Source organism: Oceanobacillus limi (genome assembly GCF_900111445.1).
Classification (GTDB): domain Bacteria; phylum Bacillota; class Bacilli; order Bacillales; family Amphibacillaceae; genus Ornithinibacillus; species Ornithinibacillus limi.
The window spans coordinates 357,753-369,824 of record NZ_FOHE01000002.1 but is presented as its reverse complement, the minus strand read 5'-3'; the positions used below and the strand labels follow the sequence as shown (position 1 = coordinate 369,824).

Here is a 12,072-nt window from a genome sequence, read left to right as displayed (position 1 = left end):
TATGTTACATTGCATTTTTTAAAACTTGAATGATAGTTGCGATTGAGAAAAATCCAAAAGATAGTGCTGAAATTGCTGAGAATCCTAAAGCGAAGAAGTTTTTAAATTTTAATTGACGAACGACAGATACTACAGAGACTAAAGCCACTACTAATAACATAATTGCTAAAACGATGTGTTGTGACATGATTACATCCTCCTTATGTACTTTCCTAAAAGATTGCTATTGGAATTATATTTGTATTATTATGTATCTAAACAACACTTATACTTTATTTTATTATAAAATCGATTATTTGTCGAGTTAATATGGAGATTTTTAGCAGAACCAAGATACTTAAAAAGTAGTTATTCTGTTGGAGCAATTAGGAGGGATAAAATGAAAGTGAAAAGTATGTCTTTGGGCCCACTTGGGACAAATTGTTATATTGTTTACAGAGAAGGAGAAGCATTAATCATTGATCCAGGAGGAGATGAACAAAAAGTCATCGACTTCTTAGAACGGGAAAAATTATCTCCCAAAGCAATACTATTAACTCATGCGCACTTTGATCATATCGGTGGAGTTGATAAGCTACGTTCTTTTTATCATATTGAGGTATATTTACATGAGGTAGAGAAGTGTTGGCTATCTGATCCAGCTCTAAATGGGTCATCGTTATTTATTGGAGAAGAAATAACTACTTATAATCCAGACAAGTATCTAATTCCGGGTAAGTGTTCCATTTCAAGTTTTAATTTTGAGATCATTCATACACCGGGTCATTCTCCAGGAAGTGTTAGCTTTATCTTTAAGGACGACTCTTTCGTAATTAGTGGTGATATTTTATTTAATAAAGGAATTGGGCGCACCGATCTACCTGGTGGAAATTATAACCAATTAGAAACAAACATAAAAGAAAAGCTATATCGTCTACCTGATCATTTTATAGTATATCCTGGACATGGTTCAGAAACTAAAATTATGGAAGAAAAAAGAAGTAATCCATTTATTACTATATAAATCGGCTCGGGGGAGTACGTTAACAAGTTATTTAATAACAATAACACAATAAGACCCTTCTATTCAGAAGGGTCTTAGGGGGGATGTGCTCTGCTCTTGTTGGTTAGGGATAAAAGTTAAGCTACAATAAATACTATAAATGTATATTAAAAACATGTCAACAGTGGTAACTATAGAACAAAAGCGAAAAACACCCTTGGTAGAGGCGTACGGACTGGGAATGTAATTATTTGCCCCTCCGAAAACCTATTGTGCCTGGTCATGCCAAGTGGCTACATGTAGCATGCAAAGTAGCTATTTTAATGGAGCATTCTATCATAGGACGAGAAATGCTACGTAGGCGTCACATCGTATTGCGTTGTTTCGCTTGGAAGTTTTCCTTATCCTGTGGCGTCATAGACAGTAGGACAACCTGTCCCTCGAAGCGGGGCTGTTCCTGCCAATAATTTATCCATAGGGGTTTCATTTTGTAATTTCCTAAGCAAAACAAAAACCCTGCGCGAACAATATGTAAGCAGGGTTTTTGTTTTGTTCTTAGTGACCAAATCCAGGAACTAGAATAAATTCTGAATACCATGTAAAACCAATCATAAATACAGTGCAATAAGCACCAAATAAATACATGTACATGCGTTCAGATAACTTTAAATAACTTACTGTTAGGAAAAAAGCCGTTTGAACTAGGAAAAGTAGTGCTGTTTTCTGCATGTCTCCTACATAAAACATAACTGTAAAAATACCCGTCCAAAAGGCAAGCACTCGAAACATTCGATCCATGCTTTCCCCTCCTTTTAGGTGTCATCATCATTGTTATTATAAACGAGGAATTAAATATTGTAAATCAATCCTATCAAATATTTGTAAGTTTAGCTACATATGAGCAATGGTTACAGCCTAGAAACATGTTTTCTGTTTCAATTAATTCAATATCTTGAAATAGAGCTTCAAACATTCCTTTTAAAAATGATTGATGCATTTTGCAAACCATCGGTTGATCCTTGGATACAACTTCCTTAAATGGACAATTATTAACTTCAAATGATATTGAATTATTTTTGGTATTGTGACTAAACTTTGGATACATTCCCGAAACTACCCCTGCACCCTCTAAAATTTGTATTTTTTGTTCAACGGTAAGTGTGTGACTAGAGTTTGCAGGATAGTTTTCTATAACCTTCGTACCATATTTTTTTCCAGTTTGAAATAATGCCTGTTTACCTGGCTCCCCTAATTCAATAAATGCTTCTAATGCAATTGATGAAAGCATTCTATAATCACGATGTGGAAAGTTCAATTCAATCACTTCATCAGAAAGGCGATACAATCTACTTGGTCGCCCACCTTTGCCTGTTTTTTGAGGGTAAGAAATAAGCAAATTAATGTCCTCTAGTTTGGTTAGATGTAGCCTTGCAACGTTAGGGTGAATTTCAAATTGATTAGAAATTTCACTAACGGTAAATTCTTTTTGTTGTTCAATTATATGTTCATAAATTTTAAATCGGGTTGGATCACTTAATACGTTTGTGACTTTCAATGTCTTATCCACTAAGCCCACCTCACTAGAATTTATTACTCTAATTATATTAGATATATTACTTAATTTGGTGTATGTAGTGGATTTGTTGAAAAATGTACACAACTAATCATGACTAATTTTTATCTGTTTAGTTATAGAATAGTGTGCTTGATTTTTACTTGTGATATTCATCATAAGGTGAATTGAATCCATTTCCTGAAAGAAATATTTTATTTCCACTGTACCATCTGGAAATTCATAATGGATCGTTTGTTCTTGTTCTGTATAAGTAAAGGACTTTACATCTTCTTGGAATTTTGTATAACTCATTTGGAAAAGACTTTCGAGTTTAATGTTTTCTACGATTTTATCGGTCATATGCAAACTATTAGAGTAAATTTGAATATGTGCTGTTAAAACAATGAAAACAATCATACAAATAAACATAACAGAAGGTAAGAAATACCCCTTTTGATTACTCATAAAAAATCAATTCCTTCTCGTAGTGTTCTCCGGTTGTGGTTTTAAGGATAACCCTGACTCCATATGGCAGTGTGTGGAAGGAGATCGCTTCAACTCCTCTGTGGTATATCTCATGGCCTTGATTATTTACTTGACGTCGGAGAACATTTTTATATTGTTCTATGTTAGCAATATCCCCATTTGGTAAATAAATTGCAAGAGAATCTTGGTTGATATCAATGTGTGACGTTTTTATGATGTCATTTTGCAACATATGAAAAAATTGTTGAACGGAGATTTCCTCGTAGTTGGACTCATAGTCAATTGTTTTTATGAGAATAGATAAAAGAGGAATAGTCATGGAAATAATCGTTAACATCAAAAGCATAGAGAGGAAGGAAAAACCTATTTCATTTTTTAGGGTAACCATATAAACAGATTTTTTCATTTTCGAGGTTCGCATTTTGCCATTCTCCACACCCTTTTATAAAAGACTCTTCTTGAATAAATTCCAAGTGAAATATTTTATGATTTATTGTTTTTGTTGTGCGATAGGGTAATTTCGTTTTTTGTTCCCATAATAATGGTTGTAGTTCATCATGAAGTTCTAAGACAATCAGCCTTGTATCATTTAATTTAGATTGTTCATCATTAATTATTCGAATGATCGGAATCACTGAACTTATCATGATGAACACTATGCTAGTAGCAACTAAAACTTCTATTAGACTAAATCCTTCATTCTTTATCAATATTAATATAACCTCTTCCTTTTCCTAAGGGGAAAACAACATTATAGGATGATTGCTCAGTTGTGATTTTTATAGTGCCTGCTCGCCGAATGGAACCATCTCGATTAAAGGAAATTGTGTCAAGGTTTTGTTTTGTTATGTACCATTTTTTGGGAAGGTTCCTTATTGCTATAGGTTTACTTCTTGCACCATTAATTAATTCGTAGCTTTTATCATTCAGTTTGATTCGAATATAATTATTGTTGTTAATTGACAAATTCTGTACGAGCATGACGTCGAATTGTAAGGTTTGAAAAAATTGTTTTTCCTGATGTTTGGCTAAGGAGGAAATTGTTAATGGTGCACTTAACGTGATTAGGATGGATAAGATGGCAAGTGTGAAAAGTACTTCTAATAGTGTAAATCCCTTCATGTTTTTCATTTTATTCACCTATTTTGGAACGGAAACAACGCCATCTTCATAATGAATATTTTTACCGTTTTGGCAAGTCATTTGATCTGCGGTAATGTATTTGTCTGTCTTTAATGTGTTTAGGTTAGCAGGGTATTCACCATTTTCTAAGTGGTAAGCATCAACTTGTGTTTGTACAACGGATACTAAGGCATTACAGCCTTTATCTGATACTTGCTGACTCTTTTCTGCTAGATTAGGAATAATCAGGATAATTAAGACAGAAATGATCATTAGTACAATCAGCATTTCGATTAGTGTGAAACCTTTGTTGTTTGTTAACATATTTAACACTCCCTATACAGTATTTAATAACTGAAACATTGGCCACATTAATGACATATAGATATATACAATTAATGAACCGATTACAATTAAAATAATTGGCTGGACATAAGTGAATAGCTTAACCACTTTTTGATGAAGGTCATCGGTTAATAAGTCAGCATAATGGTATAAGTCTTTTTCTAAAGCATCCATATCTGTGTTTCTTTGGAAAATGTTTGTAAGATTATGTTCAAAAAGGGTAAACTTTTCCAAGGCTTTGACTATGTGGATTCCTTTCGTTAACTCTTTGACCAACTGAGATGCATAATAAGATAAAATCGGTAATTTGTGTTGTTGAGAAAGAAGATAGAAAATCTCTTTTAATGGTAATCCCGTTTTTAACAGCGAACTTAAGTGTGTGGCGAAAAGGTATGAAGTTTGCATTCTTAGTAATCGATTGTAAATCGGAATGGCATTATATAACTTTATTTGTGTTTCTATCGAGACCATTTTTCTTCCATATCTCCAAAATAATAGCATCACAAAGGTTAAGAGGATAGTTAGGATAAATAAGCTGCTTAGATAATTGATTATTATCATTGTAACTTCTATACTTTTTAAGGCTTCGGGGTTAGATTGAAAAAGATAGAAAAACTGTGGCAGAATATAGCTTCGAATAAAAAACAAAAGCGTAATGAAAATGACGATTAAGATTAGTGGATAGCGGATGGTCTGCTGGAATTTTTTCAGATATCCAATTCGTTTTGCAAACATCTCTTTACATTTCGTTAAATTTAATTGTAAATTCCCATTGGTTCGTGAAAAATACAAGTAGGCAGAAATAGTAGGGTGGAACCCTGCATTACTAAAGGTTTGATCAAGATTTACACCTTCCTTTAATTCGTGCATCATTTGGTCTGCAATGTCGTGAAGTGTATGATCCCATTTAATCGTTTCTAAAGCCTCGAGTAAGGGATATCCATTATTCAATGATCGAGTTAAACGGTGAAGAAAACGGAGTTGTAATTCACTTGGGATAGTATTTCTATAAAAACTCCTTGTAAGCAGTTTCTGTAATATACCCATATGCAAATGCCTTCTTTCGTAAATGACTAAATGAATGGTGATTTGTACGCATGTCTATTGGTTGTCCGTCAATAGCAGTGCTTAAATTTTGACCGTATAAAAACTCGACAATGGCTGCGCGTCTTACCATATCTGGTATTAAATCAATTGGTAACAGTTGAATAGAGGCAACCCCAACTAATGATTGAGAAAGTTCTGTTTTCGTTAAACCCATTTCCAGTAATCGATGGATGGTACCTGTTGTGTTTTTTGCGTGTAATGTACTCAAAACAAGATGTCCGGTTAACGAAGCATCTATGGCGAATTTTGCTGTATAGTGATCACGAATCTCTCCAACCATAATGATGTCAGGGTCATGTCTTAATGCGGCTTTTAATCCTGATTGATACGTTATGCCTGCTTTTTCATTTACTTGGACTTGTAAAATATCATGAAGTTTTTTTTCGATGGGATCCTCTAATGTAATTGTTTGAAAGGACTTTTCTTCCAAAAGGGATTGAAGTAGGGCATATAGTGTGGTTGTTTTTCCACTACCCGTGGGGCCGGTCAGTAGGATGAGTCCTGCTGGATTATTCATCCATTTTTTAAGCACGTTAAGCTGTGAAGGAAAAAGAAAAAGTTTGTCAATTGGTAGGTTCTCTTCCTGAGGTAATATTCTTACGGCTAAACTTTCCATTTGATTAACTGGTAATGTTGATAATCGAAGTGCATAATTATTGGGCCCTAACTTGTGCGTAATGGAGCCATCTTGTGGTTTTCTTATTTCCCCTATATCCATTCCTGATGTAAACTTATAATACGTTAATAATAACTCATATTGGGAAGTCTTTATCGTGTCATATAAGATCCGTTTACCTAGAATTCGGAAATATATATTTGTTTTGGTGGGAAAGGGATAGAAGTGTATGTCAGATGCCTGTCTATTGATTGCCTCAGCAAGTAGCTTTCTAGAAATGGTTGCGGTAGAATTCAAATCGTTCTCACCTCCTTCAAAAATTGCAACAGTTACATATTTCGACGCGAATGACTAAATTCCTTCTTTTTTTTGAAAAAAACTTTAAGGCGTGATAAAAATTGGGTATTGTCTATTTGATTGGTTTTATGGGTAGTGGAAAATCCACAGTTGGGAAAAAGTTGGGCAACGTATTACAATTGCCACATGTTGATATGGATTCTTTTATTGAGGAGCAGACACTACGTTCGATTTCAACAATTTTTAGTGAAATGGGAGAGAATACGTTTCGGAATTATGAATCGGATGTACTAAAAAAAATTGAGCACGGGGTGGTTTCGACTGGGGGAGGGATTGTTGAGAGGCGTGAGAATATTGAATGGATGAAAGCAAAAGGTACTGTTATTTACTTACGGACTACGTTTTCTGAAATTACTAATCGCTTACATAATGATAGCTTGCGTCCACTATGGAAAAAGAGTGTCTCGGAACGGAGACAACTTTTTGAACATAGGTGCGATTTATACGAATCTTTTGCAGACTATGTTGTGGATACTGATAATAAAGGAACAAAAGAAATTGCTGAGGAAATTGATCGGCTATTGAATAATTACATATAATATTGTGAAATATATATGTAAGAAATTCTAAAGGGATGATGTAAATGTCCAATGATTATATAAGACAGATGACGGAAAGAGTAGTGTCATATATGGACTTACCCGCTGATGAAAGAAGGAAAAAGCGTAAGGAACACAAAACTAAAAAACAACAAACTGGAGTTAACCGCTGGTTTGGCGTTTTACCACAAGCGATTAGAATTTCTTTTAAAAAAGACCAATGAGGCTGATAAAAGTGTTTTAATCATAGTAAAATCCGAACCTTTCAATTTTGGTTCGGATTTTACTATTAGGTAGTTAAACGCAGCTATTGTAAACTTAGCAATAAATTGAAATGATTATTGGATGCATACATCCCGCTACGGAAATACATTTCGCATTTCCGCGGGCGGCTTGTGAGCCTCCTCGTGAAAACATGTGCGTCTGCTAGTAATGCTCGAAGCAATTTTCCTCGACGCAAGGGAGCAATGAAGATAATTCAAGTAGTACCCTCACTGTAGGGTCTCACCGATTGCTTTCCTCCGCTAGTTCTAACGTAACCTTCACTTTAACCTGATCCAATAACAGCGTAGGCAGAATGCGAAGACTCCAGCCGGAAGAGCACGTGTCCGAAGACCCCGAAAAGATGCGCCTACGTCTACTAGTCACTCTTAGATGCCAATTCCTCGCCGTAAGGGAACAAAGAAGCCTATTCAAGTAGTTCCCTGGCTGAGGCCGGGCCCGCGGAAAGCGAAGTATTCTACCGAAGCGGTATTTCAGTACTTTATTATGTTGGAAAAAACCACTACTACACTAGTGGTCAATTATACCAACTAGATTCAATCGATAATCCCGGCTTCATTTTGATGGAAAAAATCACAAAATGAACTGTTTTGGAAAAATTACGTACAGATCATACAAACTGAACCTATGAAGTGGTTGTGAAGCTTGGATTTAGATAAAATAAACCACCATTAATAACAGATAGATCAATCTTCGGGCTATATCTTTGTGTGATTTCATCGATTTCTTTTTGAACCCTTTCCTCATCTTGCTCATCATTTCCTTGGTAAAAATGCTTTAATAATTCCACCTCATTTTCTAATGCCTTTAAGGAGTCCTGCGCCCACTTGTGTTCTTGGTTGGAAAGGTAGTCATCTAATACTGCCTTAATACGATTAAAGCCACTATTTATTTTTATCAACGGAGAAATCGTATAGCAATAATCTGAAATCGCGTTTTGTAAATCTATTTGTCTTAACTTTTCCATCATTTCGGTTTTCATTGCACCATTGACTAAATTCAGCCCGAGTGAGAATAGTTCATCTTTTTTCTGTTTCCCAATATAACTTATCTTGATATTGACTACTAACCATGGATGTAAGGCGGTATTTGTAGTTGTCTCAATGGTCTGGAACAGCTTAGTGAACCTCTCATTATTTTTAAGGTGATTAATAATTTGGTGCAAACGAGGACTACCAAAGTGGATCCATTCTCCATTTTGTTCCCGTTGTTCTGGATTAGTAATTAATGTTAACTTCATTGGGTCCCCTGGATGCCCCATCTTTTTAATGTAATGCCAATAAAATGGCCGATTCATTAATGCTCTATCCATTTCCTCGTTTAATTGGATTTGCATGATGCCATTATCATTTTGAAGTATTTCACAATGGTGTGCACGAAAATAATCTTTTAAAAATGTATTTAAATTAGATATTGCCATATTGTTGTTGCTCCTCTTGTAGGTTGTTTTGCGTGTTATGAATTATAGATGATAAATTGTCTAATTTAATCTTTGCTTCTCCTGAAGAAGAAGATTCATTATAAATGGATTGTATCTCAGATTCTAAGTCATTTATTTGCAATTCGCTTAAAATATCATCTAAGTGTCCGATCACTTGCTCAAATAAATTAATCTTTTCATATAGAAGCTTCATGATATGCTCTTCCACGGTATCTTGAATAGCGAAGTTGTAAATATGGACATCCTTTTCTTGGCCATAACGATGGATTCGGCCAATTCGTTGTTCCAACCGCATAGGATTCCAAGGTAGATCATAATTAATCATATAGTTACAAAATTGTAGATTTATCCCTTCTCCTCCAGCTTCGGTTGCAATGAGTACCTGGGCCCGGTCTTTAAACAATTGACGCATCCAATCTTTTTTGCCACGCTTAAATCCACCTCGGAAGGGTACAGATGTAATACCATGCTGTTGCAAATACCATTGAAGATAGAGTTGTGTTGCTCGGTATTCGGTAAATATAATTACTTTTTGATCTCCAATATCTTTTAATAATTCTACGACTTTCTCGGCTTTGGCATGATGTGGTAACTGACCAATTTCTTCAATGATAGGCTCTAGTAATTCTTGATTTTCTTTATTCAATAACTTCTGTAAAGATAAATAACACGCTTCCCGTGATGAACAAAGTTCACGAAGAAACGTAATTTTAGAAAAGGTTGAAAAAGGCTGTACAGATGTATCTAGTTGGTTGTATACTTCTTTTTCTGGTTCAGTAAAATTCACCCAGATTGTTTCAATATGTCGTTTGGCGTTATTTAGCGAAGTATCTTTTCTTGTATTTCTTACCATAACTTTTTGTACTAATTGTTTAAGGTAAATATCTTGATTAATTTTCTTCCGATCTTTTCCATATTGCTTAACAAAGGAATCATAGTTTCCAAGATGGCCAGGCTTTAATATCGATACGAGATTAAAGATTTCAATCAGTTTGTTTTGTACCGGAGTTGCAGTTAATAGTAAACAATATTTCTTTTTCAAGGAGCGGACAAATTCATAGTTTTTTGTTTTGTGATTTTTTAATTTATGTGCCTCATCAATTAATAAAAAGTCGTAATCGATATTTTCAATTACTTCTCGATGATTATTTCGCTTGGCCGTATCCATTGAAGTTACTACAACCTCATATTGTTCCCAATTATAATTTTTTCGATGTGCCACTGCAGGGATATAAAATTTTTCATTTAATTCTTTCACCCACTGGTTAACTAGCGATGCGGGTACAAGGATTAGAGCTTTTTTTACAAGACCGCGCAGCATATACTCTTTTAAAATAAGTCCTGCTTCAATTGTTTTACCGAGGCCGACTTCATCAGCTAAGATTGCACGACCATTCATATGTTCAATCGCTTGTTTTGCTGTATCAATTTGATGTGGTAAAAATTCCATATGTGGTAAGAATTCTAGTGCACGTAATCCATAAAATTCCTTTGTCATCGTCGTTTGTTCTGCCTGATAAGCCATTTCAAAAAGCTCCCAAGATGAAAAGGGTCCTTCCTTATTAAGGGTATCCTGTAGGCCAGAAATAAATTCTGAGTCATGGTTAATCGTAATATTGTTCATCCTACACTTCCTTTTTGCGAATTGATTAAAATATAGAAAATATTAAATAGAAAAGACACAACGTCACATTTATATGATATAATGAACGCGTAAAAATAGAGTTTTTACAGCTATACATAAGTTAGTATAACCAAAATGTCTCATTTTCATAAAAAGCGAATGATTACAAGGGGAGAGATTATTTATAAGGGAATCTTTATAAATAACGCCGAAGGAGCAAACTCATGTGAATCTCTCAGGCAAAAAGACTCTTGTAGGACGCAACTCTGGAGAGTGTTTACGTTTCGATGTAAACCACCCACGAAGCAAGCATCTATCATTGTAATGGCAACGTTTTCAATTGGATGCGCAACTTTCTGGTAGAAGGACAGAGATTTTCTGAATAACAGTAAAATCTCTATTTTTTTGTGCCTTAAACGGTTATTTTCCAAATTACTGGCAAATACCCGTACCTGATCTTAAAGATAGTAAACTTCCAAAAGGAGTGATCGCGTGAGTGAGTTGAAACGAACACCTTTGTACCCAGAATATGAGAAATATGGTGCGAAGACGATTGATTTTGGTGGCTGGGATTTACCAGTGCAATTTTCGAGTATTAAACATGAGCATGAGGTAACGCGAACAAAAGCAGGCTTATTTGATGTATCGCATATGGGAGAAATTCTTGTAACTGGGCCAAAAAGCTTAGAATTTCTGCAAAAAATGGTAACAAATGATGTATCGAAATTAGTCCCAAACAAAGCACAATATACGCTCATGTGCTATGAGAATGGCGGTACTGTGGATGATTTCTTAATTTACATGTTAGCTGAAAATGAGTATTTATTAGTCGTTAATGCAGCAAATACAGAAAAAGATTATCAATGGTTAGTCGATAATGATGATTATTCCGATGAAAATGTAAAAATTAAAAATGTTTCTTCAGATTATGTTCAATTAGCACTTCAAGGACCACTTGCTGAAGAGGTTCTTCAATCCTTAACGGAAGTGAATTTAAGTGAAATTAAGTTTTTCCGATTTGAACAAAACGTCCGTTTTCATACGTTAGATTCTGGGGCCATTGTTTCTCGCACTGGTTACACAGGTGAAGATGGTTTTGAAATATATATTGATCCTGCAAGCGGCAGTAAACTATGGAATGTCATTTTAAAGGCTGGAAAAGAGAAAGGTCTAGAGCCGATTGGTCTTGGCGCACGAGATACATTGCGGTTTGAAGCTACTTTGCCTCTATATGGTCAAGAACTTTCCGAGGATATTACACCAATTGAGGCAGGGCTTAAATTTGCGGTTAAGGTTGATAAAGGTGTGGATTTCATTGGGATTGATGTTTTAAAAAAACAAGTGGAGAATGGTCCATCAAGGAAAATTGTTGGGATTGAAATGATAGATAAAGGAATTCCTCGACATGGCTATGACGTGTTATATGGGGAAGATAAGGTAGGAACTGTTACTTCTGGAACGCAATCTCCAACATTACAAAAAAATATTGGCCTAGCACTGATAGATGAGAAGTATTCAGCGGTTGGCACAGAACTTACGATTCAGGTTCGTAAACGCAAATTAAAAGCTATAGTTGTATCCAAAGCATTTCTAAAACAAAGATAATTGGGGAGGGA

General features: G+C 34.9%; 16 protein-coding genes, 1 pseudogene and 2 riboswitches. Of the genes and pseudogenes, 4 read left to right on the top strand and 13 right to left on the bottom strand.

Features of this window, described 5'->3' with window-relative positions:
* Positions 1-4 precede the first annotated feature (4 nt).
* Positions 5-187 (bottom strand): DUF2759 family protein, encoded by a 183-nt coding sequence (locus BMX40_RS04225; protein WP_090867165.1) that lies wholly within the window; start codon positions 185-187, stop codon positions 5-7.
* 192 nt (positions 188-379) lie between these two features.
* On the opposite strand from BMX40_RS04225, the gene BMX40_RS04220 reads away from it, so the two are divergent.
* Positions 380-1,003: an MBL fold metallo-hydrolase gene (locus tag BMX40_RS04220; RefSeq protein WP_090867163.1), complete on the top strand. Its 624-nt coding sequence runs from the start codon at positions 380-382 to the stop codon at positions 1,001-1,003.
* Between the two features lie 534 nt (positions 1,004-1,537).
* Here the strand turns inward: BMX40_RS04220 and BMX40_RS04215 are convergent.
* From BMX40_RS04215 to comGA, 10 genes and pseudogenes are all read right to left on the bottom strand, one after another.
* The gene (locus tag BMX40_RS04215) at positions 1,538-1,780 is read right to left on the bottom strand and encodes a DUF2626 domain-containing protein (RefSeq protein ID WP_090867161.1); all 243 of its coding nucleotides are present in this window, start codon (positions 1,778-1,780) and stop codon (positions 1,538-1,540) included.
* A gap of 73 nt (positions 1,781-1,853) precedes the next feature.
* Positions 1,854-2,549, bottom strand: coding sequence for a helix-turn-helix transcriptional regulator (locus BMX40_RS04210; protein ID WP_090867159.1), 696 nt, complete (start codon positions 2,547-2,549; stop codon positions 1,854-1,856).
* Positions 2,550-2,642: 93 nt separating this feature from the next.
* Positions 2,643-3,002 carry a hypothetical protein gene (locus BMX40_RS04205; RefSeq protein ID WP_090867157.1) on the bottom strand — a complete coding sequence of 120 codons (360 nt, stop codon included), beginning with the start codon at positions 3,000-3,002 and terminating at the stop codon, positions 2,643-2,645.
* A complete protein-coding gene (locus tag BMX40_RS04200; RefSeq protein WP_244513337.1) occupies positions 2,995-3,360 on the bottom strand; it encodes a ComGF family competence protein in 366 nt (121 codons plus the stop codon). Before BMX40_RS04200 ends, BMX40_RS04205 begins: the two co-directional genes overlap by 8 nt.
* 31 nt (positions 3,361-3,391) lie before the next feature.
* Positions 3,392-3,670 (bottom strand): hypothetical protein, encoded by a 279-nt coding sequence (locus BMX40_RS04195; protein WP_244513336.1) that lies wholly within the window; start codon positions 3,668-3,670, stop codon positions 3,392-3,394.
* Between the two features lie 18 nt (positions 3,671-3,688).
* Positions 3,689-3,733 (bottom strand): annotated as a pseudogene (locus tag BMX40_RS20890) (prepilin-type N-terminal cleavage/methylation domain-containing protein); the annotation flags it as partial.
* Positions 3,720-4,154 carry a competence type IV pilus minor pilin ComGD gene (gene comGD, locus BMX40_RS04190; RefSeq protein WP_090867151.1) on the bottom strand — a complete coding sequence of 145 codons (435 nt, stop codon included), beginning with the start codon at positions 4,152-4,154 and terminating at the stop codon, positions 3,720-3,722. The pseudogene BMX40_RS20890 and the gene comGD, both read right to left, overlap by 14 nt.
* 9 nt (positions 4,155-4,163) lie before the next feature.
* The gene (gene comGC, locus BMX40_RS04185; protein ID WP_090867149.1) at positions 4,164-4,469 is read right to left on the bottom strand and encodes a competence type IV pilus major pilin ComGC; all 306 of its coding nucleotides are present in this window, start codon (positions 4,467-4,469) and stop codon (positions 4,164-4,166) included.
* Between the two features lie 12 nt (positions 4,470-4,481).
* Complete coding sequence (gene comGB / locus BMX40_RS04180) at positions 4,482-5,537, bottom strand: competence type IV pilus assembly protein ComGB (RefSeq protein ID WP_090867146.1); 1,056 nt, start codon at positions 5,535-5,537, stop codon at positions 4,482-4,484.
* Positions 5,497-6,510, bottom strand: a complete 1,014-nt coding sequence (comGA, locus tag BMX40_RS04175; protein ID WP_090867144.1) for a competence type IV pilus ATPase ComGA — start codon at positions 6,508-6,510, stop codon at positions 5,497-5,499. Before comGA ends, comGB begins: the two co-directional genes overlap by 41 nt.
* 128 nt (positions 6,511-6,638) lie before the next feature.
* On the opposite strand from comGA, the gene BMX40_RS04170 reads away from it, so the two are divergent.
* Both BMX40_RS04170 and BMX40_RS04165 read left to right on the top strand, forming a co-directional pair.
* A complete protein-coding gene (locus BMX40_RS04170; protein WP_170840654.1) occupies positions 6,639-7,109 on the top strand; it encodes a shikimate kinase in 471 nt (156 codons plus the stop codon).
* Positions 7,110-7,153: 44 nt separating this feature from the next.
* On the top strand, positions 7,154-7,333 hold the full coding sequence (locus tag BMX40_RS04165; RefSeq protein WP_090867140.1) for a YqzE family protein: 180 nt from the start codon (positions 7,154-7,156) through the stop codon (positions 7,331-7,333).
* Positions 7,334-8,016: 683 nt separating this feature from the next.
* Here the strand turns inward: BMX40_RS04165 and BMX40_RS04160 are convergent.
* Positions 8,017-8,811, bottom strand: coding sequence for a YqhG family protein (locus tag BMX40_RS04160; RefSeq protein WP_090867138.1), 795 nt, complete (start codon positions 8,809-8,811; stop codon positions 8,017-8,019).
* Positions 8,798-10,456 carry a DEAD/DEAH box helicase gene (locus BMX40_RS04155; RefSeq protein WP_090867136.1) on the bottom strand — a complete coding sequence of 553 codons (1,659 nt, stop codon included), beginning with the start codon at positions 10,454-10,456 and terminating at the stop codon, positions 8,798-8,800. The genes BMX40_RS04160 and BMX40_RS04155 overlap by 14 nt, the downstream gene beginning before the upstream one ends.
* 159 nt (positions 10,457-10,615) lie before the next feature.
* Positions 10,616-10,717: riboswitch (glycine riboswitch) on the top strand.
* 3 nt (positions 10,718-10,720) lie between these two features.
* A riboswitch (glycine riboswitch) is annotated at positions 10,721-10,829 on the top strand.
* Between the two features lie 119 nt (positions 10,830-10,948).
* On the opposite strand from BMX40_RS04155, the gene gcvT reads away from it, so the two are divergent.
* Positions 10,949-12,061, top strand: a complete 1,113-nt coding sequence (gene gcvT / locus BMX40_RS04150) for a glycine cleavage system aminomethyltransferase GcvT (RefSeq protein WP_090867134.1) — start codon at positions 10,949-10,951, stop codon at positions 12,059-12,061.
* The last annotated feature ends 11 nt before the right edge of the window (positions 12,062-12,072 follow it).

Bases quoted from the DNA above. Each gene is read 5' to 3' on its own strand.
- BMX40_RS04225 (WP_090867165.1), bottom strand. From the start codon at position 187: ATGTCACAACACATCGTTTTAGCAATTATGTTATTAGTAGTGGCTTTA.
- BMX40_RS04220 (WP_090867163.1), top strand. From the start codon at position 380: ATGAAAGTGAAAAGTATGTCTTTGGGCCCACTTGGGACAAATTGTTAT.
- BMX40_RS04215 (WP_090867161.1), bottom strand. From the start codon at position 1,780: ATGGATCGAATGTTTCGAGTGCTTGCCTTTTGGACGGGTATTTTTACA.
- BMX40_RS04205 (WP_090867157.1), bottom strand. From the start codon at position 3,002: ATGAGTAATCAAAAGGGGTATTTCTTACCTTCTGTTATGTTTATTTGT.
- BMX40_RS04200 (WP_244513337.1), bottom strand. From the start codon at position 3,360: ATGTTAACGATTATTTCCATGACTATTCCTCTTTTATCTATTCTCATA.
- BMX40_RS04195 (WP_244513336.1), bottom strand. From the start codon at position 3,670: ATGATAAGTTCAGTGATTCCGATCATTCGAATAATTAATGATGAACAA.
- comGD (WP_090867151.1), bottom strand. From the start codon at position 4,154: ATGAAAAACATGAAGGGATTTACACTATTAGAAGTACTTTTCACACTT.
- comGC (WP_090867149.1), bottom strand. From the start codon at position 4,469: ATGTTAACAAACAACAAAGGTTTCACACTAATCGAAATGCTGATTGTA.
- comGB (WP_090867146.1), bottom strand. From the start codon at position 5,537: ATGGGTATATTACAGAAACTGCTTACAAGGAGTTTTTATAGAAATACT.
- BMX40_RS04170 (WP_170840654.1), top strand. From the start codon at position 6,639: ATGGGTAGTGGAAAATCCACAGTTGGGAAAAAGTTGGGCAACGTATTA.
- BMX40_RS04165 (WP_090867140.1), top strand. From the start codon at position 7,154: ATGTCCAATGATTATATAAGACAGATGACGGAAAGAGTAGTGTCATAT.
- BMX40_RS04160 (WP_090867138.1), bottom strand. From the start codon at position 8,811: ATGGCAATATCTAATTTAAATACATTTTTAAAAGATTATTTTCGTGCA.
- BMX40_RS04155 (WP_090867136.1), bottom strand. From the start codon at position 10,456: ATGAACAATATTACGATTAACCATGACTCAGAATTTATTTCTGGCCTA.